20 protein-coding genes and 2 pseudogenes are annotated in these 22,919 nt (G+C 65.3%); 9 read left to right on the forward strand and 13 right to left on the reverse strand.

All coding sequences use genetic code 11. From position 1 onward, the window contains the following. Nucleotides 1-179 precede the first annotated feature (179 nt). The 5 genes and pseudogenes from cyoA (at nt 180) to U0C82_RS13785 (ending at nt 5,282) form a co-directional block, all read left to right on the forward strand. The gene (gene cyoA / locus U0C82_RS13765; protein WP_322187737.1) at nt 180-1,274 is read left to right on the forward strand and encodes a ubiquinol oxidase subunit II; all 1,095 of its coding nucleotides are present in this window, start codon (nt 180-182) and stop codon (nt 1,272-1,274) included. A gap of 69 nt (nt 1,275-1,343) precedes the next feature. Next, a complete protein-coding gene (gene cyoB / locus U0C82_RS13770) occupies nt 1,344-3,347 on the forward strand; it encodes a cytochrome o ubiquinol oxidase subunit I (RefSeq protein WP_322187738.1) in 2,004 nt (667 codons plus the stop codon). Nucleotides 3,348-3,350: 3 nt separating this feature from the next. After that, complete coding sequence (cyoC, locus tag U0C82_RS13775; RefSeq protein WP_322187739.1) at nt 3,351-3,977, forward strand: cytochrome o ubiquinol oxidase subunit III; 627 nt, start codon at nt 3,351-3,353, stop codon at nt 3,975-3,977. A 71-nt stretch (nt 3,978-4,048) separates the two neighbouring features. After that, nucleotides 4,049-4,384 (forward strand): annotated as a pseudogene (cyoD, locus tag U0C82_RS13780) (cytochrome o ubiquinol oxidase subunit IV); the annotation flags it as partial. A gap of 169 nt (nt 4,385-4,553) precedes the next feature. Next, nucleotides 4,554-5,282 (forward strand): SURF1 family protein, encoded by a 729-nt coding sequence (locus tag U0C82_RS13785; protein ID WP_416186676.1) that lies wholly within the window; start codon nt 4,554-4,556, stop codon nt 5,280-5,282. Nucleotides 5,283-5,296: 14 nt separating this feature from the next. Here U0C82_RS13785 and U0C82_RS13790 read toward each other — a convergent pair whose 3' ends face one another. The 11 genes from U0C82_RS13790 to ytfQ all read right to left on the reverse strand — a co-directional run bounded on the left by U0C82_RS13790 (nt 5,297) and on the right by ytfQ (nt 17,274). Next, a complete protein-coding gene (locus U0C82_RS13790; protein WP_322187740.1) occupies nt 5,297-6,385 on the reverse strand; it encodes an ABC transporter ATP-binding protein in 1,089 nt (362 codons plus the stop codon). Beyond that, a complete protein-coding gene (locus tag U0C82_RS13795; RefSeq protein WP_322187741.1) occupies nt 6,382-7,245 on the reverse strand; it encodes an ABC transporter permease in 864 nt (287 codons plus the stop codon). The genes U0C82_RS13790 and U0C82_RS13795 overlap by 4 nt, the downstream gene beginning before the upstream one ends. After that, on the reverse strand, nt 7,242-8,066 hold the full coding sequence (locus tag U0C82_RS13800) for an ABC transporter permease (protein WP_322187839.1): 825 nt from the start codon (nt 8,064-8,066) through the stop codon (nt 7,242-7,244). Before U0C82_RS13800 ends, U0C82_RS13795 begins: the two co-directional genes overlap by 4 nt. A gap of 196 nt (nt 8,067-8,262) precedes the next feature. Continuing rightward, the gene (locus tag U0C82_RS13805; RefSeq protein ID WP_416186677.1) at nt 8,263-9,396 is read right to left on the reverse strand and encodes an ABC transporter substrate-binding protein; all 1,134 of its coding nucleotides are present in this window, start codon (nt 9,394-9,396) and stop codon (nt 8,263-8,265) included. 325 nt (nt 9,397-9,721) lie between these two features. Further along, on the reverse strand, nt 9,722-10,096 hold the full coding sequence (locus U0C82_RS13810; RefSeq protein ID WP_322187742.1) for a response regulator: 375 nt from the start codon (nt 10,094-10,096) through the stop codon (nt 9,722-9,724). Then, the gene (locus tag U0C82_RS13815) at nt 10,093-11,514 is read right to left on the reverse strand and encodes a sensor histidine kinase (protein WP_322187743.1); all 1,422 of its coding nucleotides are present in this window, start codon (nt 11,512-11,514) and stop codon (nt 10,093-10,095) included. Before U0C82_RS13815 ends, U0C82_RS13810 begins: the two co-directional genes overlap by 4 nt. Nucleotides 11,515-11,738: 224 nt before the next feature. Next, nucleotides 11,739-12,476, reverse strand: coding sequence for a FadR/GntR family transcriptional regulator (locus U0C82_RS13820; RefSeq protein ID WP_322187744.1), 738 nt, complete (start codon nt 12,474-12,476; stop codon nt 11,739-11,741). Further along, the gene (gene yjfF, locus U0C82_RS13825) at nt 12,476-13,462 is read right to left on the reverse strand and encodes a galactofuranose ABC transporter, permease protein YjfF (protein ID WP_322187745.1); all 987 of its coding nucleotides are present in this window, start codon (nt 13,460-13,462) and stop codon (nt 12,476-12,478) included. The genes U0C82_RS13820 and yjfF overlap by 1 nt, the downstream gene beginning before the upstream one ends. Beyond that, nucleotides 13,459-14,517 (reverse strand): ABC transporter permease, encoded by a 1,059-nt coding sequence (locus U0C82_RS13830; protein ID WP_322187746.1) that lies wholly within the window; start codon nt 14,515-14,517, stop codon nt 13,459-13,461. The genes yjfF and U0C82_RS13830 overlap by 4 nt, the downstream gene beginning before the upstream one ends. Continuing rightward, on the reverse strand, nt 14,514-16,082 hold the full coding sequence (gene ytfR / locus U0C82_RS13835; protein WP_322187841.1) for a galactofuranose ABC transporter, ATP-binding protein YtfR: 1,569 nt from the start codon (nt 16,080-16,082) through the stop codon (nt 14,514-14,516). The genes U0C82_RS13830 and ytfR overlap by 4 nt, the downstream gene beginning before the upstream one ends. A 223-nt stretch (nt 16,083-16,305) precedes the next feature. Continuing rightward, on the reverse strand, nt 16,306-17,274 hold the full coding sequence (gene ytfQ, locus U0C82_RS13840; RefSeq protein ID WP_322187747.1) for a galactofuranose ABC transporter, galactofuranose-binding protein YtfQ: 969 nt from the start codon (nt 17,272-17,274) through the stop codon (nt 16,306-16,308). A gap of 306 nt (nt 17,275-17,580) precedes the next feature. Here ytfQ and U0C82_RS13845 point away from each other — a divergent pair, with 306 nt between their 5' ends. Beyond that, nucleotides 17,581-18,438: a transglutaminase-like domain-containing protein gene (locus U0C82_RS13845; protein ID WP_322187748.1), complete on the forward strand. Its 858-nt coding sequence runs from the start codon at nt 17,581-17,583 to the stop codon at nt 18,436-18,438. Nucleotides 18,439-18,673: 235 nt separating this feature from the next. Here the strand turns inward: U0C82_RS13845 and U0C82_RS13850 are convergent, their stop codons facing one another. Beyond that, entirely contained in the window at nt 18,674-19,444 is a 771-nt protein-coding gene (locus U0C82_RS13850) for a glutaredoxin (protein WP_322187749.1), read from the reverse strand. Nucleotides 19,445-19,528: 84 nt separating this feature from the next. Then, nucleotides 19,529-19,786 (reverse strand): heavy-metal-associated domain-containing protein, encoded by a 258-nt coding sequence (locus U0C82_RS13855; protein WP_322187750.1) that lies wholly within the window; start codon nt 19,784-19,786, stop codon nt 19,529-19,531. Nucleotides 19,787-20,407: 621 nt separating this feature from the next. Between U0C82_RS13855 and U0C82_RS13860 the strand changes: the two genes are divergently transcribed. The 3 genes and pseudogenes from U0C82_RS13860 to U0C82_RS19045 form a co-directional block, all read left to right on the forward strand. Continuing rightward, nucleotides 20,408-20,824 (forward strand): DUF3830 family protein, encoded by a 417-nt coding sequence (locus tag U0C82_RS13860; RefSeq protein WP_322187751.1) that lies wholly within the window; start codon nt 20,408-20,410, stop codon nt 20,822-20,824. A gap of 198 nt (nt 20,825-21,022) precedes the next feature. Continuing rightward, nucleotides 21,023-22,462 carry a 2-oxoadipate dioxygenase/decarboxylase HglS gene (gene hglS / locus U0C82_RS13865; protein WP_322187752.1) on the forward strand — a complete coding sequence of 480 codons (1,440 nt, stop codon included), beginning with the start codon at nt 21,023-21,025 and terminating at the stop codon, nt 22,460-22,462. A 22-nt stretch (nt 22,463-22,484) separates the two neighbouring features. Continuing rightward, nucleotides 22,485-22,783 (forward strand): annotated as a pseudogene (locus U0C82_RS19045) (FAD-dependent oxidoreductase); the annotation flags it as partial. Nucleotides 22,784-22,919: the final 136 nt, after the last annotated feature.

A 22,919-nucleotide genomic window follows, 5' to 3' on the forward strand; every position in this document is an offset into this window, starting at 1 on the left:
AATTCCGCACCAAACTGTTACATCCGTGCCCGCATTCCGGGCGCGTGACAACGTGCCGGCCCGAAAAAGCTTGAGGCGGCGTTCGATTTGTTGAATACGAAGCGCTACTGGCAGTCAACGCCAGCATCGTGCCGGCCTTGCCGCACGGTGTGATCGTCATACGATACGGGTCCGGTCCATTGCGTGCGTCGCGTCTCCTCGTCCTCCTGCCGCTCGCGTTGCTCCTTACGTCGTGCAGCCCCGTCGTGCTCTATCCCGCCGGCGACATCGCCGCACGCCAGCGGGACATGCTCCTGATCGCGACCGGCCTGATGCTGCTCATCATCGTGCCGGTGATCGCCGCGACCTTCTTCTTCGCGTGGCGCTACCGGGCTTCGAACAGGAAATCGCCCTACGCCGCCGACTGGGATCACTCCACCAAGCTGGAACTGCTGATCTGGACGGCGCCGCTCCTCATCATCGTCGTGCTCGGCGCCGTCACCTGGGTCGGCACCCATCTCCTCGATCCGTACCGGCCCCTCGACGAGATCACCACGAGCGCCAGCGTGGACACGTCGCAGGAACCGCTGGTGGTCGAAGTGGTGGCGCTGAACTGGAAATGGCTGTTCCTCTATCCCGAATATGGCGTGGCCACCGTCAACGAGCTGGCGGCTCCCGTCGATCGTCCGATCCGGTTCGAGCTGACGGCGGAATCGGTGATGAACGCGTTCTACGTCCCGACGCTGGCGGGCATGATCTACGCGATGCCGGGCATGGAGACCAAGCTTCATGCCGTCGTCAACGCGGCCGGCGTGTACGACGGCTTCGCGTCCCACTATAACGGGGCCGGGTTCTCCAACATGCGCTTCAAGTTCCACGGGCTGGACGATGCGGGTTTCGAGGCGTGGATCGAGGCGCTGAAGGCGAGCGAAACACCGCTCGACCGGAACGCCTACCTGAACCTCGTCAAACCGAGCGAAGCCGATCCCGTGACATACTTCTCGACCATCGAGGACGGCCTCTACCAGCGGATCGTCGGCATGTGCGTGCCGGACGGCAAACTGTGCATGCAGGACATCGCCACCATGAACACCGGCCCGGGCGGCCAGCACCATGACATCGATCTCGATGCCCTGACATATGAATCCCATCCGATCGGCGACTTCGATCCGGACGAGGCGCAAGGGGCGACGGCGCCCGCGTCGAACCGGCAACCGCATTCCGACGCGATGCGAGCGGGCGGCAAAGACACGGAACGCGACGGCGGCCTCGCGCCGGCCCAGCTCAACGACTGACGAGCGGACGCTCACGACAATCGGCGGCATCCCGACGGGGCCGACAGCACAAACGACAGAAGCGCTTCAATGCTTTCGAACATCGACATCACCCAGCTGATCTTCGGGCGCCTGACGCTCCAGTCGATCCCGTATTACGATCCGATCCTGGTCGCGACCTTTCTCGTCGTGGCGATCGCGGGCGCCGGGCTCGTCGCCGCGATCACCTACTACCGATGGTGGGGCACGCTCTGGAACGACTGGTTCACGAGCGTCGACCACAAGAAGATCGGCATCATGTACATCGTGCTGGCGATCGTCATGCTGCTGCGCGGATTTGCCGACGCGATCCTGATGCGAACCCAGCAGGCACTCGCCTTCAACGGGAGCGAAGGGTTCCTGCCCGCACACCACTACGATCAGGTGTTCACCGCGCACGGCGTCATCATGATCTTCTTCGTCGCCATGCCGCTGATCACCGGCATCATGAACTTCGTCATCCCGCTCCAGATCGGCGCGCGCGACGTGGCGTTCCCGTTCCTCAACAACTTCTCTTTCTGGATGACCGCCGGCGGCGCCGTCATCATCATGCTCTCGCTCTTCGTGGGCGAATTCGCACGCACCGGCTGGCTCGCCTTCCCGCCGCTTTCAAGCGCCGAGTACAGTCCGGGGGTCGGCGTCGACTATTACCTGTGGGGCCTGCAGATCGCCGGGGTGGGAACGCTCCTGTCCGGCGTCAACCTCCTCGTGACCATCATCAAGATGCGCGCGCCGGGCATGAGCCTGATGCGCATGCCGATCTTCATCTGGACGGCGCTGTGCACCAATGTGCTCATCGTCGCCTCCTTTCCGGTCCTGACCGCCGTCCTCACCCTCCTGACCCTCGACCGCTATGTCGGCACCCATTTCTTCACGAACGATATGGGCGGCAATTCGATGATGTATTTCAACCTCATCTGGATCTGGGGCCATCCAGAGGTCTACATCCTCATCCTGCCCGCCTTCGGCGTGTTCTCCGAGGTGACCTCGACCTTCTGCGGCAAGCGCCTGTTCGGCTACACCTCCATGGTCTACGCCACCGTCGTCATCACCATCCTGTCCTATCTCGTCTGGCTGCATCACTTCTTCACCATGGGCAACGGCGCGAGCGTCAACTCCTTCTTCGCCATCACCACCATGATCATCTCGATCCCCACGGGCGCGAAGATCTTCAACTGGCTGTTCACCATGTACGAGGGCCGCATCCGGTTCGAACTGCCGATGATGTGGACGGTCGCCTTCATCGTCACCTTCGTCATCGGCGGCATGACCGGCGTACTTCTCGCCGTTCCCCCGGTCGATTTCGTCTTTCACAACTCGCTGTTCCTCGTCGCCCATTTCCACAACGTCATCATCGGCGGCGTCCTGTTCGGCATGTTCGCCGCGATCAACTACTGGTTCCCCAAGGCGTTCGGCTTCCGGCTCGACGCGTTCTGGGGCAAGGTCTCGTTCTGGTTCTGGGTCGTCGGCTTCTACGTCGCCTTCATGCCGCTCTACGTGCTGGGGCTGATGGGCGTGACGCGGCGCCTGCGCGAGTTCGACGATCCCTCCCTGCAGATCTGGTTTCTCGTGGCAGCCGGCGGGGCGCTTCTCGTCGCCGTCGGCATCGGCGCCATGCTGATGCAGTTCTACGTCTCGATCCGGGACCGGAAATATCTGCGCGACGTGACCGGCGATCCGTGGGACGGCAGGACCCTCGAATGGGCGACCTCCTCGCCGCCGCCGCACTACAATTTCGCCTTCACGCCGATCGTGCGCGACATCGACGCCTATACCGACATGAAGCGCAACAATTTCAGGCGTCCTATGGAAGGCTACAAGCCGATCCACATGCCCAGAAACACCGGCGCCGGCATCGTTCTGGCCGGGCTGTCCACGGTCTGCGGTTTCGCTTTGGTCTGGTACATCTGGTGGCTGGCGGCCGTGAGCTTCCTCGGCCTGATCGGCTACGCGATCTGGCACACGTTCAACTACGACCGGGACTATTACATCCCGGCAGGCGAGGTCGCCGCCAGCGAGCAGGCCTTCGCGTCGAAACTGGCGGGGCGGTTCTGAGCCATGTCCAGCGCGACCAACACCGCCACCACGCCGCCCGAAGCCTTCTTCGCACTCGAGGAGCACGAGCATGCCGCGGGCTCCAGCACCATGCTGGGCTTCTGGTTCTACCTGATGAGCGACTGCCTCATCTTCGCGGTCCTGTTCGCGACCTATGGGGTACTGGCGGGCAATTATGCGGCCGGACCGCGCCCGGAAGACATCTTCGAGTTGCACCTCGTCGCGGTGAACACGGGCCTCCTCCTGTTCTCCTCGATCACCTACGGCTTCGCGATGATCGCGATGCAGGCCCGCCGGAAGGCCCTCGTCCTTCTCTGGCTCGGCGTGACGGGGCTTCTCGGCGCCTGCTTCCTCGGCATCGAACTCTACGAGTTCGGCGTGATGATCGCGGAGGGCGCGACGCCCCAGCGCAGCGGGTTCCTGTCGTCCTTCTTCACGCTGGTCGGCACCCATGGCCTGCACGTGGCGTTCGGCCTCGTCTGGCTGGCGACGCTGATGATCCAGATCGGCTCCCGCGGCCTCATCGACGCCAACCGGCGGCGCGTCATGTGCCTGTCCATGTTCTGGCATTTCCTCGACGTCGTCTGGATCGGCGTCTTCACCTTCGTATACCTCATCCGGATGATCTGATGGCGACCAGCCCGAACACGTCGACGACGCCGCACGGCGCGGCCAAGGCCCAGGACGGCGCCTCGAGCCATATGGAAGGCGGCGAGGCGCACGCCACCCTCGGCGGCTACGTGACGGGTTTCCTGCTCTCCGTCGTGATGACGGCCATTCCCTTCTGGCTCGTCATGGCGCGACCGATCGAGGACGGCGCGATCACCGCGACCCTCGTCGTCGCCTTCGCGATCGGGCAGATCTTCGTGCACATGATCTATTTCCTGCACATGGACTCCAAGTCCGAAGGCGGATGGACCATCATGGCGCTGATCTTCACGGCGGTTCTCGTGATCATCTGCATTTCGGGCTCGTTGTGGGTGATGTATCATCTCAACCAGAACATGATGCCGATGGGCGACATGCCGATGGAGCATGACGGGGCGATGGGCGGAATGTCCGGCCATACGGACAATCCGGTCAATCAGATCGCGCCGTTCGGCTCGGTCGAGGAAAACTGAGGCTCGAGACCAGGCGGGACCGGACTTGTCTCCATCCGACGGCGAAACGGGACCACCGAGACGCGCGGGACAAAGGACGCGCGCTTTGGTTCTGGCAGGGCTCGGCGCTGCGGTCCTGTTCGGCGTTTTCGTCGGTCTGGGCATCTGGCAGATCGAGCGCCGCGCCTGGAAGGTCGACCTCATCGAAGCGGTGGAACAACGCTCCGCCGCAGGTCCGGTTTCCGCGCCAGGTCCCGCCGAATGGGACCGGCTCACCCGAAATGGCGACGAATATCGCCGCGTCGCGGTAAAGGGACGGTTCCTTCAGGATTCCAGCGTCCTGGCGCAGGCCGTGACCGATCACGGCGGCGGATACTGGCTGATGACGCCGCTGCGCGACGCGCGTGGCTTCACCGTCCTCGTCAATCGCGGCTTCGTGCCGTCGCGCGCGATCGCGGCACGGATCGATCCGCCGACGGGCGAGATCGCTCTCGCCGGCCTTCTTCGCCTCAGCCAGACCGGTGGCGGGTTCCTGCGCAGCAACGATCCGGAGGCGGACCGCTGGTATTCCCGGGACGTGGCCGCCATCGCCGCAGCCAGATCGCTTCCGGATCCGGTCGCCCCCTATTTCGTGGACGTCGACAACCCCGCGCGCGGCGTGTCGGAGCGGCGCCCGGTCGGCGCAGGGGGCTATCCGATCGCCGGTCTCACCAAGACGGATTTCCGCAATTCCCATCTCGCCTACGCGCTGACCTGGTTCGCGCTGGCGGGCCTGACGATCGTCGGCGCCGCGATCGTGCTCCGCAGGGCGCGCTCGCGCGGGGATGACGCTTAGAAGATCCGTGTCGATCAGGCGATTGCAGGCAGGGCCGAAGGGTTCGCCTCTTGCGGGGCAAGGGCGAACACGTCGCTCGGTCCGAAATGCAGCGCCACGCTCTCGCCCGACCGTGGCGGCGGCGCGGTCGGCCGGTTGAACGTATCGACCAGTACGCTGCCGCCCGCCACCGAAAGCTTCAGCCGCACCACCGAACCCAGGAACTGCGACGTCTCGACATGGCCGTTCAGCGTGTTGATGCGATCGGGCGAGGCGTCGAGCTTCACGGCTTCGGGCCTGAGCGCCAAGGTCACGGGGGCACCGGGGGCGACCTCCGGCACCGCGTCGAGGGTGATCGGCTGGCCATCGACATGCACCGTCGCCCCCTCGCCCTTGATGCCCTCGATCAAGCTGAGCGTGCCGATGAAGCTTGCGACGAACCGGGTCGCGGGCTGGTTGTAGATGGCGAAGGGCGCGCCGCACTGCTCGATCCGGCCGCCATACATCACCGCGATCCGGTCCGACATGGAGAGCGCCTCTTCCTGATCGTGGGTCACGAAGATGGTCGTGATGCCGAGCTTTCGCTGCAGCTCGCGTATTTCCTCGCGCAAGGACACGCGGATCTTGGCGTCGAGCGCCGACAGCGGCTCGTCGAGAAGCAGCACGCGCGGGCTCGGCGCCAGCGCCCTTGCCAGCGCCACGCGCTGCTGCTGGCCGCCGGACAATTGGTACGGGTAGCGGTCGCCGAGCTGCGGCAGGCCGATCAAGGCCAGCATCTCCGCGACCCGCGGTGCGATCTCCCGCTTCGGCCGTCCCGCGACCATCAGACCGAAGGCGATATTGTCGTGCACCGTGAGATTGGGAAACAGCGCATAGGCCTGGAACACCATGCCGATGCGGCGCCTGTTGGCGGGCACGTCCGTCACGTCCTCGCCATCGATGACGATGCGGCCCGCCGAAGGCGTCTCGAACCCGGCGATCATGCGCAGCATCGTGGTCTTGCCGCAGCCGGACGGGCCGAGAAAGGAGACGAACTCGCCGCGTTCGACGGACAGGTCGAAATCCTTGACGACCGTGGTCGGTCCGAAGCTCTTCGAGACATGGGTGATCGACAGGAAACTCATCCGCGGGCACGCCTCGACAGTGTCAGGAGGGATCGGATCGATCGCCTCGGGTTCGGTTGTTTGCGACGCTGGCGCCCGGCGACCTGAAGCAGGCCCATGCAGATCCAGGTGACGGCGAATGCGATGATCGCCAGCGCCGATGGCTCATAGGCCCTGTTGGTGCCGACGAGCGCGAGATAGGGGCCGAAGGCCGGCTGGTTGAGAAGGCTGGCCAGCACGAACTCGCCGATCACGATGGCGAAGGACAGAAACGCACCGGACAGCACCGCCGCCCGGACATTGGGCAGGATCACCCGGAAGAGAATCGTGATGCGGTTCGCGCCGAGGCTTTCGGCGGCCTCCGTCAGGGTGCGGATGTCGATGGCCGCCATGCCCGTATCCACCGCGCGGAACATGTAGGGCATGGACAGGACCACATAGCCGAAGACCAGCAGGACATAGGTGCCGTTCGCGCTGCCGGTGAACGGCAGGAAGGAGGAGGAGTTGTAGAGCCTCAGATAGCCGAAGACGAGAACGATGGGTGGGATCACCAGGGGGAGAAGCGTGATGAACTCGACCAGGGGACGGAGCTTGGGGAATCGCAGCCGCACCCAATAGGCGGTCGGCACGATGAGCAGCGAGCCGACGACGATGGTCAGGAGCGCCGCCACGATCGAGAAGGTGAAGGTCTGGCGGAACCGTTCGTCGGAAAAGACCGACCTGTAGGCCTCGAAGCTCCAGACCCCGCGCAGCATCGAAAGGGAGAATTCGAAGGTCGCCACGAGCGGCAGCACGAAATAGAGGATGCCGACGACGACGATGACGTAGGGACCGGCCCTCGACGCGCGCCCGGCTTCGCGCGGACCCCGGGACGGGCTCATCGCTGCCACCGCTCGGCGCGGGCGCGCAGCCAGAGATAGAGAAGGTTGGAGCAGCCGGTGATCACGATCATGCCGACGGCCAGCGCATAGCCGAGATTGGGATTGTAGAGCACGTTGCCGCGGATCTGCGCGTAAAGCAGGATCGGCACGATGTTGAGGGAGGATCCCGTCAGCGCGTAGGCCGTTGCGATCGCGCCGAAGGCGTTGGCGAACAGGAGGAGAAAGCAGCCGAGGATGGAAGGCGCCAGCACCGGCAGCCCGATATGGCGCCAATATTGCCAGTTCGACGCGCCGAGAATCGCCGATGCCTCCCGCCACTCGGTCTTCAGCCCGTCCAGCGCCGGCGTGATGATCAGGATCATCAGGGGAATCTGGAAATAGAGATAGGTGATCGTCAGCCCCCAGAAGGACAGGAGATTGAAGCCGTAGCTGTAGATGTTGACGTCGAAGGCGTCCTTCAGGAACAGCGTCACGAGGCCGACACGGCCGAGCGTGGCGATGAAGGCGAAGGCCAGCGGAATGCCCGCGAAGTTCGAGGCGACGCCCGAAAAGGTGACGAGCGACGGACGGATCCAGCCCGGCAGGCCGCCATGAACGATCGCATAGGCGAGGAAGAACCCGATGACGGCGCCGAGCCCCGCCGAGGCGATGCTGATCTGGATCGAGATCGAATAGGCCGCCATGATCTGCGGCGTGAAGAGGTCCTGGATGTTCTGGAGTGTGGGCTCGCCCGACGGCGTCTGGAACGCGCCGACGACGAGCGTCAGCGTCGGGACGATGAGGAACAGCGCGGCGAAGGCGAAGAACGGCGTCACGCCGATCCATGCAAGGGAGCGGGCGGGTGGGCGCGTCGCGACCCGTCCTTCGTCTTCTCGCCGGCCCGATGCCGCGAGGTCTTTTGCGTTCATCCGCCCTGGCTTCCCACTCGATCACTCACCGCCGCCACCTGAAACAGGCCGCGCCCGGGCTCGTCCACAGAAGGAAGCGCCCGGACGCGGCCGAAAGGCCCTGCCGTTCTTACTGGACCGTCGCGCCGACGACGCTGTCCCACTGCTCGGTGATCACCGTCTTGGCGGCGTCCTGATCCTCGAGGGTCGGGAACTTCGCCTTTTCATAGGCCGCGGCCGGCGGCAGCTTGTCGAGGAGATCCTGGGGGATCTTGCCGGCGGCGGACATGGCGTTGAAGCGGATCGGATGGCAGTAGCCTTCCAGATAGGTCAGCTGACCTTCGTCCGAATAGAGATACTCCATCCACAGCTTGGCGGCGTTGGGATGCGGCGCATAGGCGGAGATCGCCTGGACGTAGACGCCTGCCACGACGCCGGATTCCGGCACCACGACCTCGGTCGCCGGGTTGCCGGCGAGCGTGTCGCGGGCCGCGAGCGCGTTGTAGTCCCAAGTGACGAGGATCGGCGTCGTGCCCTGCGCGAGCGTGGCCGTCAGACCGACCACCGGCACGAAGTTTCCGGCCTCGTTCAGCATCTTGAAGAAGTTCAGACCGGCCTCGCCGACGGCTTTCGCATCGCCCTCGGGGCTTTCCGCAAGACCTGCGGCATAGACCGACTGGATCGCCTGCGCCGAAGAGCGCGGATCACCGGCGAGCGACACAGCGTTGGCATAGTCCTCGTTCATCAGGTCGGACCAGTCCTTCGGAACCGTGTCGATGATGTCGGTGTTCACGAGGAAGGCCAGAACGCCGTAATAATCGCCGTACCAGTAGCCGTCGGCATCCTTGGCATCGTCCGGGATCTCGTCCCAGGTCGCGACCTTGTAGGGCTGGATCAGTTCCTCGGCCTTGGCGGCGGGGCCGAACGAGAGGCCGACGTCGATCACGTCCGGCGCCTGCGGGCCGGTATTGCCCTTGTTCGCCTTGATCGCCTCGATCTCGTCGCCGGACCCGGCATTGGGATTCAACTCGTTGACGGTGATGCCGTACTTGGCCTTGAAGCCCTCGATCATCTCGCCGTAATTGCACCAGTCGTGCGGCAGCGCGATGGTGGTGAGCTGACCTTCTTCCTTCGCTGCGGCGACGAGTTCGTCCATCGACATCTTCGCGCCGGCATCCTGTGCCGCGGCAAGGCTCGACGTCAGGGACAGGGCTGCTGCGAGCGACGCGGCGATCCCGCGTGTGAGCATGGGGGAGACGGTCATCGGTACCTCTTGTTCGAAGCCGTCCGCCATGCGCGGCGCCGACGGCGAAAGCTGTTGAAACATGGCGGCACGGAAAGCCCCGTGCCGCCATCGCGCGACGGCTATCACGTTGTCATGACAATTAAAATTCGCGCCGCATCGCTCGGACCGACGCGGTCGCGCCGCTTCATGACGCAGCGGCATCGTCGCGTTTCAGCGTGACGCGTTTGGCGTTGTCCGGCAAGCGGTTTTTGCCGCTGCGTCAGGCCGGGTCGTCGCACGGCCTGAAGCCGATGCGGGAAACGGCGTTCGAGGCCTTGGCCCCGATGGCGAAAGGGGGCGGGTCTCACGTCACCACTTCAACGCAGGAAAGCGCCTTCAGCACCTCGCGCTCGGAGAACGGCTTGCCGACGAAACCGATCGGGGCCCATTCGGACGCCAGCGCCCGCGTGCGTTCGTCGAGATTTCCGCTCAGGAAGAGCGACGGAATGTTCCAGCGCCGGCGCAGCACCCCCGCGGTCTCCACCCCGTTCGAGCCCCGTGCCAGATTGACGTCCATGATCGCGACGTCGATCCGGCTCCCGGAGCCTTCGGCGAGCGCGATCGCCTGTTTCATGTCGGTCGCGTGGCCCGCCACCACATATCCGGCCTCCAGAAGAATGTCTTCCAGGTCCATGGCCAGGAGCAACTCGTCTTCGACGATCAGGATTCGAAGGGTCATTTCGCGTCACCTGCCGGAAAGACCACCCGCGTCCTGTAACCCCGGCCCGCGTCGGTGACCTCGACATGTCCCTCGATCTGGGCGCTCATGGCCTGCACGAGCCGGGTGCCCAACCCTTGCGCCGTCGTCGCGCTCGCAGCCCCGACGCCCTCGTCGGCGACCGACAGTTCGATCATCTCATCAGGCAAGGCCTTCAGCGAAAGGGTGATCGGGCCGGACGTCCCCTCGGGATAGGCATATTTCAGGGCGTTCGTGATCAACTCGTTGACGATGAGCGCGATCGGAATGGCCCGCTCCGTCCGGACCCGGATTTGATCCACATCGATCCGGACGAGATCGCGCAATTCGGAATGCTCGGCAAGCTCGGCGCACAGGCCGTTCAGATAGTCCGCCATGTCGACGACGAGCGGGTTGTCGGTCTTGTAGAGGCGCTCATGCACCGAGGTGATGGCCCGCACCCGCGAGATCGCCTGTTCGAAGGCGGACTTGATCGCCGGCTCGGAAAGCCGTCTCGCCTGGAGACTGAGGGCGCTGACCACGAGCTGCAGCGAGTTCTTGACCCGATGGTTCACCTCCGCCAGCAGAAGGTCCTTCTGGACGAGCAGGTCCTGCTGAGCCGCCACCGCCTTGCCGAGGGCCTCCTCGCGCAGCCGGTCCGTCGTCACGTCCATCATGACGCCGATCAGCCGGGCCTTGCCCGAGGCGGTCCGCAACACCTCGCCGCGCGAGACGACATAGCGGACGGAGCCCGACACCGGATCGACGATGCGGTAGTCGAAGCGGATCAAGGTCTGGTCCGCATGCTCGAACGCGTCCGCCACGGTCTTCATGACGCCGTCAATGTCGTCGGGATGGATCCGGGCGAAGAAGGGCGCGGCGACCGGACCGCCCTCGCCGGGTTCGAATCCGAAGATCTCGTCCACCGCGGCGCTTCTGCGCCAGATATCGGTTTCCGGCTCGTATTCCCACGAGCCCAGATCGGCCGCGTGAAGCGCAACGCGAAGCCGCGCATCGGCCTCGCGGCTCTCCAGCACGCTGGCCGTGACGTCCATCGGGTTCTGGATGATATAGCGGACGCTGCCGTCCTCGGCCTTCACGGGGCTGTGGGACGGGGTCCAGAAGCGCTGCTCGAAGCCGCCGCCGGCCTGCGGCAGATCGTACTGGATGACCGCCATCTCGTGCGGCTCGCCGGTCGAGAGGACATGGCGCAGCGAGACCTCGAGCGGCCCCTGCTCCGCAGCCCCCGATTCGGACGGGTTTTCGGGGAAGGCCTGAAGGATATGACGGCCGACAATATCGGCGCGGCGGCTGTCGGTCGTTTCGAGATAGGCATCCGTCGCGGCGACGATCGTCAGATCAGTGTCGAGCACGAGATAGGGCTGGGGAATTCCAGCCAGGATCGCGGCATAGTCGGTCATGGATTCTGATGCACTCGTTGTTCTCAAGCGGCTTGGCCTGCCACACGGACACCTGTCCGCCACCGTTGATCGATTGCGAATATTTGGTCCAGATATCGGGTGGTCTGGCACCTTGTCGAGCGAAAACATCGTTGTGCTTCAGACCATACTCCCCTTGCGTGCAAAGCCGGACGCCCGGGTGGACGCAGCTTCGCCTGCCGGACCTAAAACCCTGCCGGGCGCGCTCACGCCTTGCGCGCGAGCACCTTGCTTGCCCGGGACGCACCGTAATCGATGACCCGAATCATCGCCTCGCGCGCCGCGGCCTCGTTCCGGTCCTCGATCGCCTCGACGATCCGGCGATGGTTGACGGCGCATTCGGCAAGGCCTTCCGCGGTCAGAGCTGGCGAACTGGTCTTGAACGAGATGGCGAGCGCGGCCTCGATCAGGCTCGTGAACGAGCGCATGAACGGATTCAGCGAGGCGTCGGCAACCCGCAGGTGAAATTCGAGATCGACCTCGGCAAGGCTCGAAGGATCGTGGTGCGGGTCGGACAATCGGTCGGCGATGGCGTAGAGTTCGGCGATCGCCCCGCTCGTCGCGCGGCGCGCGGCGAGCGCCGCGGCCTCCGGCTCGAAGGCCCGGCGCATGGTGGTGAGATCTGCGAGGAAGACGGCGTCGAGACCGTCTTCCACCCGCCAACGCAGGACGTCGGCATCGAGCAGATTCCAGCGCACCGGATCGAGAACCGTCGTGCCCACGCGGGCCTTGGGCTCGATCAGGTGTTTGGCCGCGAGCGTCTTCATGGCTTCGCGCAGCACCGTTCGCGAGACGCCGAAGCGCAGGCTGAGTTCCTTGTCGTTGGGCAGGATCGAACCTGGCGGAAAGGTCCCGACCACGATCTGGCGACCGAGGTCGCGCACGACGAGAGCGTGGCTGGTGCGCGTCGTCGATCCGTTGAGGGTCTGGTCGAGAAGCCCCATCAGGCCGCCGCGACTTGGGCGGCGGCCGCGCGCCGTTCGGAATAGACGGTCAGGCCACGCTGCAGGGCGATGAACGCGAACAGGAGCAGGCCGATGACGATGCGGGTCCACCAGCTCGAAAGCGTGCCGTCGAACACGATGTAAGTCTGAATGAGGCCCATGATCATGATTCCAAGAAACGTGCCGGCAACGAAGCCGGAGCCACCGGTCAAAAGGGTTCCGCCGATCACGACGGCGGCGATCGCGTCGAGCTCGACGCCGACGGCCGCCAGCGAGTAGCCGGCCGTCGTGTAGAGCGAAAACACGATGCCCGACAAGCCTGCGAGGAAGCTCGACAGAGCATAGATTCCGATGGTCGTCGCTGCGACAGGAACGCCCATGAGTTCGGCCGACTGCCGGTTTCCGCCCAGCGCGTAGACGTTCCGGCCGAACCGCGTGCGCTGGGCGATCACGATGCCGGCGATGAAGACGGCGATCATCACCATGCCGACGAAGGTCAGACGGCCGCCGCCGGGCAGGCGGAAATACAGCGATTGCAAGGTCTCGTAGAGCGGCTGGTCGATCGGCACCGACTGGGTGGACAGGAGAAACGCCATGCCACGCGCCAGAAACATGCCCGCCAGCGTGACGATGAAGGACGGCATGTCGAGATAATGGATCATCGCCCCCATGATCGCGCCGAACACCGCCGCGATGGACAGGACGAGGGCGAAGGCCAGAAGCGGCGGCAGGCCCCACTCGCCCATGGCGACCGCCACGAAGACGCCCGTGAAGGCGATGACCGAGCCGATGGACAGGTCGATCCCGCCCGACAGGATGACGAAGGTCATGCCGACCGCGCAGATGCCGAGGAAGGCATTGTCGGTCAGGAGATTGCCGATGACGCGCGTCGACAGCATGTTGGGATATTGCGAGTAGCACAGCGCATAGGCGAAGACGAAGATCGCCAGCGTCGTCAGCAGCGGGAAATAGCGGGAACCGGTCATGGTGCGGCGCGCTCCTTGGTGCTCGCGGATCCTTGCAGGGTCGGGCCGGCTCGCCTGTCCGACCGCCTCTGTCGTGCGAGGAAGCCGAGAAAGACGTGGGCCCGCGGCGACTGGACGATCAGGATGACGACGATGATCGCCGCCTTGATGATCAGGTTGAATTCCGGCTTAAAGCCCGCGAGAAGAATGCCGGTGTTCACCGACTGGATCACCATCGCCCCGATCAGCGATCCGAGGATCGAGAACCGGCCGCCGAGAAGCGACGTGCCGCCGATGACGACCGCGAGAATGGCGTCGAGTTCGAGCCAGAGCCCGGCATTGTTGGCGTCCGCGCCGCGAATGTCGGCGGCCGCGATCACGCCGGCGACCGCCGCGCAGAGGCCGGAGGCGGCATAGACGGTGAAGAGCAGGAACACGGTGCCGACACCCGCCAGCATCGAGGCCTTCCGGTTGACGCCGACCGCCTCGATCAGCATGCCGAGCGCGGTCATCCGCACCAGCATGGCGACGGCGGCGCCGAGCGTGATCCAGAGGATCACCGGCATGGGCACCCCGACGATATGGCCGCTGCCGAAGAAGATGAGCCCGGGATCGTTGAAGGTGAGAATGATTCCCTCGGTGATCAGCTGCGCGATGCCGCGCCCGGCCACCATCAGGATCAGCGTCGCGATGATCGGCTGGATCGAGAGCAGCGAGACGAGCGCGCCGTTCCACAATCCGCACAGGATGCCGACGCCGATCGCGGCCAGGATCGCCGCCGCCGGCCCGGAGCCGGACGTGATCATCGCGGCCGCGACGGCCCCGGTGATCGCCATCACCGCGCCCACCGACAGATCGATCCCCTTGGTGGCGATGACGAGCGTCATGCCGATGGCCAGGAGCGCCACCGGCGCACCCCGGTTGAGAATGTCGATCAGGCTGCCGTAGAGCCGGCCGTTCTGGTAGGAAATGTCGAGAAAGCCGGGCGAGATCGCCGCGTTCAGTCCGAGGATCACGATCAGCGCCACGAGCTGTGGTGCAAGGCGCCGGAGGGTCTTGCCGATCGAGCCGATCATGCCGCGACCTCTCTGTTCTTCGCGGCGTCCGGCCCCTCGTCGGCCATGGCCTGCATGATCCGCGCGCTGGTGACCGCCTCCCCCGTCAGCTCGGCCACGTGACGGCGATCGGACAGGACGATGATGCGATGGGAGTAGACGACGAGCTCCTCGAGCTCCGACGAGATGACGAGCAGCGAGACCCCGTCGTCGCAGAGCCGTTCGATCAGCTTGATGATCTCGGCATGGGCCCCGACATCGATGCCGCGCGTCGGCTCGTCGAGGATCAGGAACTTCGGATTCGTGGCCAGCCAGCGGGCGAGGATCGCCTTCTGCTGGTTGCCGCCGGACAGGAACTTGATCGGCTTCTCGCGATCGGTGGTGCGGATGTCGAGGGCTGCGATGTAGCGGTCCGCGATCTCCACCTGTTCGCGCCGCGACAGCGGTCTTGCCCAGCCGCGCCGCGCCTGGAGCGCCAGAACGATGTTCTCGCGAACGGACAGGTCGGCGATGATCCCGTCTTCCTTGCGATCTTCCGGACAGAACCCGAAATCGGCCTCGATCGCCGCCCGGGGGGATCTGAGCGCGAGCACGCGAGGCTTGGACCCGTCGTAGAGGGTCGCGGTTCCGCTGTCGGCCTCGTGGATGCCGAACATCAGTTCCGCGGTCTGCGTTCGGCCCGACCCCAGCAGACCGGCGACGCCGACGACCTCGCCGCGCCGGATCGTCAGGTCGAAGGGCGCGACCTGTCCCCGCTTGCCGAAATTATCGAACGTGACCAGCGGGGTTCCGGCCGCCCCGTCCGCCGTCGCCGCGCGGTCCCGGCTCTCCTCGACGGCCAGGTCGTGGCCGAGCATCATCGAGACGAGGTCGAGCCGGTCGAGTCCTTCGATATCGACCGTGCCCACCAGCTTGCCGTTGCGCAGAACGGTGGCGCGATCGGCGATGCGGAACACCTGATCGAAGAAATGGGTGATGAAGACGATGCCGAGACCCCGCGCCTTGAGATCGCGGATGATCGCGAACAGCGTCTCGACTTCGGCCGCATCGAGGCTGGCCGTCGGCTCGTCGAGGATGAGCACCTTGCCGGACAGATCGACGGCGCGGGCGATCGCGACGATCTGCCGGATGGCGACCGAATAGTCCGACAGCAGGGCCGCGACGTCGATCGCAAGGCCGTAACGCGACACGATCGCGGCCGCCATGCGGTTCATCGCGCGCACGTCGATGAAACCGAAGCGTTTCGGCTCGCGTCCCAGAAACAGGTTTTCGGCGACCGTCAGGTTCGGCAGCAGGTTGACCTCCTGATAGACCGTGCCGATGCCCAGCGCCTGGGCTTCGGTCACGTCGCGCGGATCGACCGGCACGCCGTCGAGGCGGACCGTGCCGCCATCCCTGCGATAGGCTCCGGTCAGGACCTTGATCATCGTCGACTTGCCCGCGCCGTTCTCGCCGAGGAGCGCGTGGACCTCCCCGGCTCGCAGCGAGAAGTCGACCTGATCCAGCGCCTTCATGCCGAGAAAGGTCTTCGTGATCTGCCGGGCGTCCAGAAGCGGGTGGCCCGCACCCTCGCCCGCTGCGGGCATGGACGCGCGCTGCGCCCCCGATCCGGCAGCCCGATCGGCCAAACGGTCATCGACCATCCCTTGCTCCGAAGTCAAAGCGGCCGACCGCACGAGGACATGATCGTCGACGCGGACAAGACGGTTGCGGCCGTGAAGAACGAGTGGCAGGGGCGCGCCCCGATCCCGCATGTTGGGAAAGGGACCCGGGCGCGCCCTGCCGTGCGAGGACGAAGAGCGCGACGGCTTAGTAGCCGAGGCCCTTCTTTTCCTCGTAGACCTTCATCGGGTCGTCCGCCTGGGTATAGAGCTTGGATTCGGTCTGAATCCATTTCGGCGGCTCGGTCCCGTCGGCCTTGTACTTTTCGAGGGCATCGAAGGCCGGGCCTGCCATGTTCGGCGTCAATTCGACGGTGGCGTTCGCCTCGCCGGCCGCCATGGCCTGGAAGATGTCCGGAACCGCATCGATCGAGACCACCTTGATATCGGTGCCGGGCTTGAGGCCCGCTTCCTTGATCGCCTGGATGGCGCCGACCGCCATGTCGTCATTGTGCGCGTAGAGGGCGCAGATGTTCTTGCCGCCGTCTTCCGCCTTGATGAAGCTTTCCATCACTTCCTTGCCCTTGGTCCGGGTGAAGTCGCCGGTCTGGGATCGGATGATCTTGATGTTGTCGTGGCCGGCGATCGCCTCCTCGAAACCCTGCTTGCGGTTGATCGCGGGCGAGGAGCCCGTGGTGCCCTGAAGCTCGACGACGTTGCACTCCGCATCGCCGACATCCTTGACCAGCCATTCGCCGGCCACCTTGCCTTCATGCACCTGATCGGACGTGACGGCGGTCAGATAGAGATCCTCCGGCGCATCAATCTGGCGGTCGAGCAGGACGACCGGAATTTCGGCATCCTTGGCTTCTTCCAGAACGCCTTCCCAACCGGTCGCCACGACCGGTGCGATCAGGATCGCGTCGACGCCCTGGGCGATGAACGAACGGACCGCCTTGATCTGATTTTCCTGCTTCTGCTGGGCATCGGCGAATTTGAGGTCGATGCCGCGCTCTTCCGCCTGACTCTTGGTCAGCGAGGTTTCGGCGGCGCGCCATCCCGATTCGGAGCCGATCTGCGAAAAGCCGACGGTCATGTCGGCGGCACCGGCTGCGATGGTGGTGGAGGCCATGAGGCCCGAAATCAGGGTTGCGGCAAGCGCACGGCGGATGAGCATGAAATTCCTCCCAGAAGTGAACGAGGGCGACCTCCCGTCGCCTCGATCGAAAAGTATTACTATATTACTCAACAGCGCAATCTCTTTTTTCGGCCCGATGACGCAATCCCGACGGCGACCGCGTTCGCAGCGCGATCGTCGCTCTCTCGCACGTCCAGAGATCGCGGGCGCGTCGGCAGGCACGGAGGCACGGTTTTCCGGCTCACCGGAACCAATTCCGGTCGCATCGATTGTGGTGGCGTCGATCTTCCGGCACAGTTGCGACCGGCGATCCTTCCCCTCTTTCCTTCGAGGCGCTCAATGAGCATGCGATACCGTTTCGGCTGTGACCTTTCCTACGAGGTGACGGCACCGACCCTTTTCGTCTTCAATGTGGAGGCGGCACGGATCCCGCACCATCGCCGGCTTTCCGAGACCTTGACCCTCACGCCGGATTATGCGCGTCGGATCCACGTGGTGCCGGGCAACGACACGCGCTATCTCGCGATCAATGCGGAGCCGGGTCCCTTCAACCTGCATTACGAAGCGAGCGTCGATCTCGACGTCCTCCACGCCGATCCGGCCTCGATCGCCGAAACGCCGGTCAGCGACCTGCCGCTCGAGGTGCTGCCCTACCTCCTGCCCTCGCGCTTCGTCTCCTCGGACAGGCTCGCCTCGTTCGCCTTGCGCGAATTCGGCCAGCTGGACACCGGCTTCGAGCGCGTCACGTCGATCTGCAACTGGATCTGCGCCAATATCGACTACAAGCGCGGCACGTCCGATGGCGAGACGACGGCGGACGAGAGCCTTCTTTTGCGCGCCGGCGTGTGCCGCGACTTCTCCCACATCGCGATCGCATTCTGCCGCGCGCTCGGCATTCCGGCCCGGTTCGTCAGTTGCTACGCCTACGGCCTCGTCCCGCCGGATTTCCACGCGATCTTCGAAGCCTATATGGGCGGACGCTGGTGGTTGTTCGACGCGACCCGACAGGCCGATCTCGACGGTCTCGTGCGCATCGGCGTTGGCCGCGACGCGGCGGAGATCGCGTTCTGCACGCCGTTCGGGCAGATGCAGGCCGGCCCGGTCAACGTCTTCATCGAACGTCTCGACGGCGAAGGCGAAAGCGCGCCGCGCACCACCGACGCGGTGTCGACGGACGAGTCGGCCCCGCCTCCCGAACATTGATGTTGCGGATCGCGGGCGGCCGGTGGCACCGGCGACCGGCAAAAAAAATGACTGGGTGCCTTTTTGAGGAAAAGGCACCCAGTCATGACGTTCGGTCCGGAAGGGACGGGACGAACCGAACGTGTCCGTGAATTCGCTGGGACAGGATTAACGCCGTCTGGATGAACGGTGCATGAACCCGCTTTCCTGATCGAGACGATGGCGCGGTTGCGCCGATCGTCCGCGATCGCGTCGTTCACCCACCCCAGATCATGCGGATCGGCATCCAGAGGCCCATGCCGATCATGACGAGGTTCTCGGTCAGCGACACGAAGCCGAGCGGAACGTTGGAGCCGCCGCCGACACAGGCGCATTTCAGTTCGCGCTTCTGGATATAGACCGCATAGAAGACCGACACCGCGCCGATCGTTCCGATCACCAGGGCGATCGGCGCGGACAGCCAGGTGAGCGCGCCGGAAATCATCAGGATACCGGCCAAGGTTTCCGCGAACGGATAGATGTAGCCGTAGCGCACCCAGCGCTTGGCGAGGAGATCGTAGTTGAGGAACATGGTCGAGAAGCTCTCGACGTTCTGCAGCTTCTGGATTCCGAGCAGACACATGGAGATCGCGAAGAACCACTCGATCGCGCGCAGCGTGAAGATCGTGTCGTAGGTCACGTAGGACACGGCGAGCCCCATCAGGAACGCGACGGAAAAGATCGCGATCACCGGCTGGTAGCTGGTCTCGTCGGCCGATTTCACGTGCTGGCCGAAATGCTCGCGAAGCCCGTCATAGCCGCCGACGCGCTCGCCCCCGATGAAGGTCTGGGGCGTCGTCTTCACGTCATGCTTTTGCTTGAAGGCGTCCGTCTCGGCCCGGCTCGTCAGCCAGTGGTCCTCGACCTCGTAACCCTTGCGTTCCAGAAGATCCTTCGATTTCAGCCCGTAGGGGCAGGTGTGCTTCTCCATCACCATCCGGTAGAGAACCGCGTGTTTTCCCGTGTCTGCGGCTTGTGTCGCGCTCATGCCTGTCGTCCTTTGTTCGTTGTCCTTAAGCCAGCCGATGGACCGGGCGCATGATCTGCCATGCCCGATCTCCAACGCGCCGGTTCACGGCTGCCGGCGCCGGCAGCACGTCGATCCTGAAAATGTGTCCTGTTGCGGCTTCGGAGGCGCCGCGGCGATGCTTGCCTGATAGCCGGCGGCCTTCACCGCCGAAAAAAGGTCGGTCGGCGCCGCCCTCCCCTCGACCTTCGCGGTCTTCGACGCCGGATCGGCATGGACGGCCGTGACGCCGGGCACCGCGATCAACGCCTTTTCGATCGTCGCGGCGCACCCGCCGCAATGCATGCCGCCGATCGCCAGCATCGTGACGTCGCCCGTTCCAGCCTCATCCATCATCGTCCAACCCTCGTGCGTTCGCGTGCCGCCAACCGATCTCCATGTGGGGATTCCAGTGGCTGGAAGGTCAAGAGAGCGCCATGCGATTTTCCGGCAATGTTCGAATGCGGCGGTTCGAATGGAGAATTCGCTCGCGCATCGGCCCGAAGATCGGAAGGTCGGCGAAGGCGAAGGCGAAGGCGAAGGCAAAGGCAAAGGCAAAGGCCGAACCGGGTGCGGTGGATCAGCCGGACGGTGAGCGGAACCGCGAGGACGGGCGCGTCGCGCACCATCCCGGCACCCGGCAGGATCAGGATCTCAGACCGCCCGCCCGGCGGCGATCCAGTCCAGGCGCATTCGGATTCCTTCTCATCCCGCGAAGAAGCGCGACGAGCTCGGCGGCAACGGTTAACCGTTCCTTACGAACGTCATGATAGCAAGAGATCCGCAACCGATGCGGTTTGTCGAGAGAAGCGACGTGCCCGTGCAGAAGAGATTGACGTCGACGGGCGCGTGCCGAACACTGCGACCCCGGCCGGCCGACCTTGCGTGCCACGTCACCGCCTTTCCATCGCATCCGACGAAACGATACGATCCGAAGAGCCGATCATGCCGAAAGCCTTGACCATCACCGCCGGCGAATTCACGTTCGATGCGCGTCTCGAAACCGAGCTCGCGCCGAAGACCTCGGCCGCCTTTCTGGAGCGCATGCCCTTCGAAAGCCGCATCGTCCACGTCCGCTGGAGCGGCGAAGGCGTCTGGCTGCCCTTGGGCGACATGGATTTCGGAGTCTCCTACGAGAACCATACGAGCTATCCCGCGCCGGGCCAGATCATTCTCTATCCCGGCGGCATCAGCGAAACCGAGATCCTGCTCGCCTATGGCGGCGTCGCCTTCGCCTCCAAGGTGGGGCAGCTTGCGGGCAACCACTTCATCACGATCACGTCGGGCCTTTCCACCCTGCACGAACTGGGCACGAGCGTCCTGTGGAACGGCGCCCAGCCGATCCGCTTCACGCTGGCCTGAGACGCCGGCCGGGACGCTCGCGCCGGGGCGAAGGCCCACCCGCGCGGCGGCCTTGGCAAGGGAAAACGCCCGACCTTTCGGCGGGGGCTTGGCAAGCGAGGCGGCGGACTGCAAACTCCCGTCACTGCAACCGGTTGTCGCGCGTCCCGCCGAGGGTTCGATCGCCCGACGCCCAGCCTCCGCAAAAAGGCCCGTCCCATGCCCGAGATGCTTTCGCCCGACGCGATCCGCACCCTGTTCTCGGCCGCAATGTCCGAGATGTATCGCCAGGAAGTGCCGCAATACGGCACGCTGATGTCGCTCGTCGAGGACGTCAACCGGGCCACGCTCTCGGCCGAACCGGAGCTGGCGCGACGCTTGGAGCGCGCGGGCGAACTCGCTCGCCTGTCGGACGAGCGGCACGGCGCGATCCGCCTCGGCACCGCGCAGGAGCTTGCGACCATGGCGCGGCTCTTTGCCGTCATGGGCATGCATCCCGTCGGCTATTACGATCTTTCCGTCGCCGGCATTCCGGTTCACTCGACCGCCTTCCGCCCGATCGACGACGCCGCGCTGCGAGCCAACCCGTTCCGCGTCTTCACGTCCCTGCTGCGGCTCGACGCCATCGAAGACGAGGCCCTTCGCGGCGAAGCCGAGGCCATTCTGTCCCGCCGCGCGATCTTCACGCCGCAGGCCCTCGAGCTCATCGAACGCGGCGAGGCGAAGGGCGGCCTGACCGCGCCGGAGGCGACGCAGTTCGTCGCGCAAGCGCTCGAAACCTTTCGCTGGCACGCGCACGCGACCGTCGATCGGGCGACCTATGAGCGCCTGTCGCGCGTCCACCGGCTCGTCGCCGACGTCGTCTGCTTCAAGGGCCCGCACATCAACCATCTGACGCCGCGCACGCTCGACATCGAAGCGGTGCAGCGCCAGATGCCGGCGCGTGGCATCGACCCGAAGGCGGTTATCGAGGGCCCGCCCGAGCGCGCCTGCCCGCTCCTCCTGCGCCAGACGAGCTTCAAGGCGCTGGAAGAGCCGGTCGTCTTCCCCGCAGACGACGGGAGCCCGCAGGCTGGCGAGGCCGGCACCCACACGGCGCGGTTCGGCGAGATCGAACAGCGCGGCGCTGCGCTGACGCCGAAGGGCCGCGCACTCTACGACGCGCTTCTGGCAAAGGCGCGCGCCGCGGCCTCCGTCGGCGCCGGTGGCGAGGGATCGCAGGATTACGAGACGGGGCTCGCGGACGCGTTCACCGCCTTCCCGGATACGGTCGACGCGATGCGGACGCAGGCGCTCGCCTATTTCCGCTACACCCCGACCGAGGCCGGCCTTGCCGCCGCCGGACGGGGAGAAGCCGCATCGGACATCGAGGCCCTGATCGATGCCGGTCATGTCCGCTTCGACCCGATCGTCTACGAGGACTTCCTGCCGGTCTCGGCCGCCGGAATCTTCCAGTCCAATCTCGGCACGGACGCCCAGTCGAACGCCGATGCGAGCGGCAGCCGCACGGCCTTCGAAGCCGCGCTCGGACAGCCCGTGGCCGACGAGTTCGCGCTGTACGAAGAGGCTGAGGCGCGATCGGCCGCGGCCGCGCTCGAAGCGGTCGGAGCATCCGCGTTCGCCTCCGGCGCACCGCGCCGCGCGGCCCTTGCCCGATGATCGGGCACGGCAGCCATCGTCCATGCTGAACGATGGCCGCACCCACGGGCTTTGGGAAAGGACCGCGCCGCCCGCGCCCGCCACCGAAGCGTTGAACGGTTACCCCCACGTCGATGTCGCGGTCGTCGGAGCAGGCTTCACCGGCCTGTCCGCGGCCCTTCGTTGAGCCAGGCCGGCGTCGGGACCGCAGTCCTCGAAGCCGTCGAGATCGGGTTCGGCGGATCGGGCCGCAATGTCGGCCTCGTCAATGCTTAGCTGTGGACCCTGCCGGACGAGCCGGCGAAAATCCTCGGAGCCGAAACCGGAGAGCGTCTGGTCTCGATGACATGGGGCTGCAAGGGATGGACCGCAGGTCTTTGGAATTGCCCGCGTGCTCGGGGGCGCGTTCGATCCGGCCCCTGGCGGCGGCTGGTGGGATCGGTCGCCTCCGCTTCGATCGAATGAACGGTCCGGCACC

It is taken from the genome of Fulvimarina uroteuthidis, assembly GCF_034321785.1.
GTDB lineage: Bacteria > Pseudomonadota > Alphaproteobacteria > Rhizobiales > Rhizobiaceae > Fulvimarina > Fulvimarina uroteuthidis.

Excerpts from the sequence above, each read along its gene's own strand:
- cyoB (WP_322187738.1), top strand. The coding sequence starts at position 1,344 with ATGCTTTCGAACATCGACATCACCCAGCTGATCTTCGGGCGCCTGACG.
- cyoC (WP_322187739.1), top strand. The coding sequence starts at position 3,351 with ATGTCCAGCGCGACCAACACCGCCACCACGCCGCCCGAAGCCTTCTTC.
- U0C82_RS13790 (WP_322187740.1), bottom strand. The coding sequence starts at position 6,385 with ATGAGTTTCCTGTCGATCACCCATGTCTCGAAGAGCTTCGGACCGACC.
- U0C82_RS13795 (WP_322187741.1), bottom strand. The coding sequence starts at position 7,245 with ATGAGCCCGTCCCGGGGTCCGCGCGAAGCCGGGCGCGCGTCGAGGGCC.
- U0C82_RS13805 (WP_416186677.1), bottom strand. The coding sequence starts at position 9,396 with ATGACCGTCTCCCCCATGCTCACACGCGGGATCGCCGCGTCGCTCGCA.
- U0C82_RS13810 (WP_322187742.1), bottom strand. The coding sequence starts at position 10,096 with ATGACCCTTCGAATCCTGATCGTCGAAGACGAGTTGCTCCTGGCCATG.
- U0C82_RS13815 (WP_322187743.1), bottom strand. The coding sequence starts at position 11,514 with ATGACCGACTATGCCGCGATCCTGGCTGGAATTCCCCAGCCCTATCTC.
- U0C82_RS13820 (WP_322187744.1), bottom strand. The coding sequence starts at position 12,476 with ATGGGGCTTCTCGACCAGACCCTCAACGGATCGACGACGCGCACCAGC.
- yjfF (WP_322187745.1), bottom strand. The coding sequence starts at position 13,462 with ATGACCGGTTCCCGCTATTTCCCGCTGCTGACGACGCTGGCGATCTTC.
- U0C82_RS13830 (WP_322187746.1), bottom strand. The coding sequence starts at position 14,517 with ATGATCGGCTCGATCGGCAAGACCCTCCGGCGCCTTGCACCACAGCTC.
- ytfR (WP_322187841.1), bottom strand. The coding sequence starts at position 16,082 with ATGCCCGCAGCGGGCGAGGGTGCGGGCCACCCGCTTCTGGACGCCCGG.
- ytfQ (WP_322187747.1), bottom strand. The coding sequence starts at position 17,274 with ATGCTCATCCGCCGTGCGCTTGCCGCAACCCTGATTTCGGGCCTCATG.
- U0C82_RS13845 (WP_322187748.1), top strand. The coding sequence starts at position 17,581 with ATGCGATACCGTTTCGGCTGTGACCTTTCCTACGAGGTGACGGCACCG.
- U0C82_RS13850 (WP_322187749.1), bottom strand. The coding sequence starts at position 19,444 with ATGAGCGCGACACAAGCCGCAGACACGGGAAAACACGCGGTTCTCTAC.
- U0C82_RS13855 (WP_322187750.1), bottom strand. The coding sequence starts at position 19,786 with ATGCTGGCGATCGGCGGCATGCATTGCGGCGGGTGCGCCGCGACGATC.
- U0C82_RS13860 (WP_322187751.1), top strand. The coding sequence starts at position 20,408 with ATGCCGAAAGCCTTGACCATCACCGCCGGCGAATTCACGTTCGATGCG.
- hglS (WP_322187752.1), top strand. The coding sequence starts at position 21,023 with ATGCCCGAGATGCTTTCGCCCGACGCGATCCGCACCCTGTTCTCGGCC.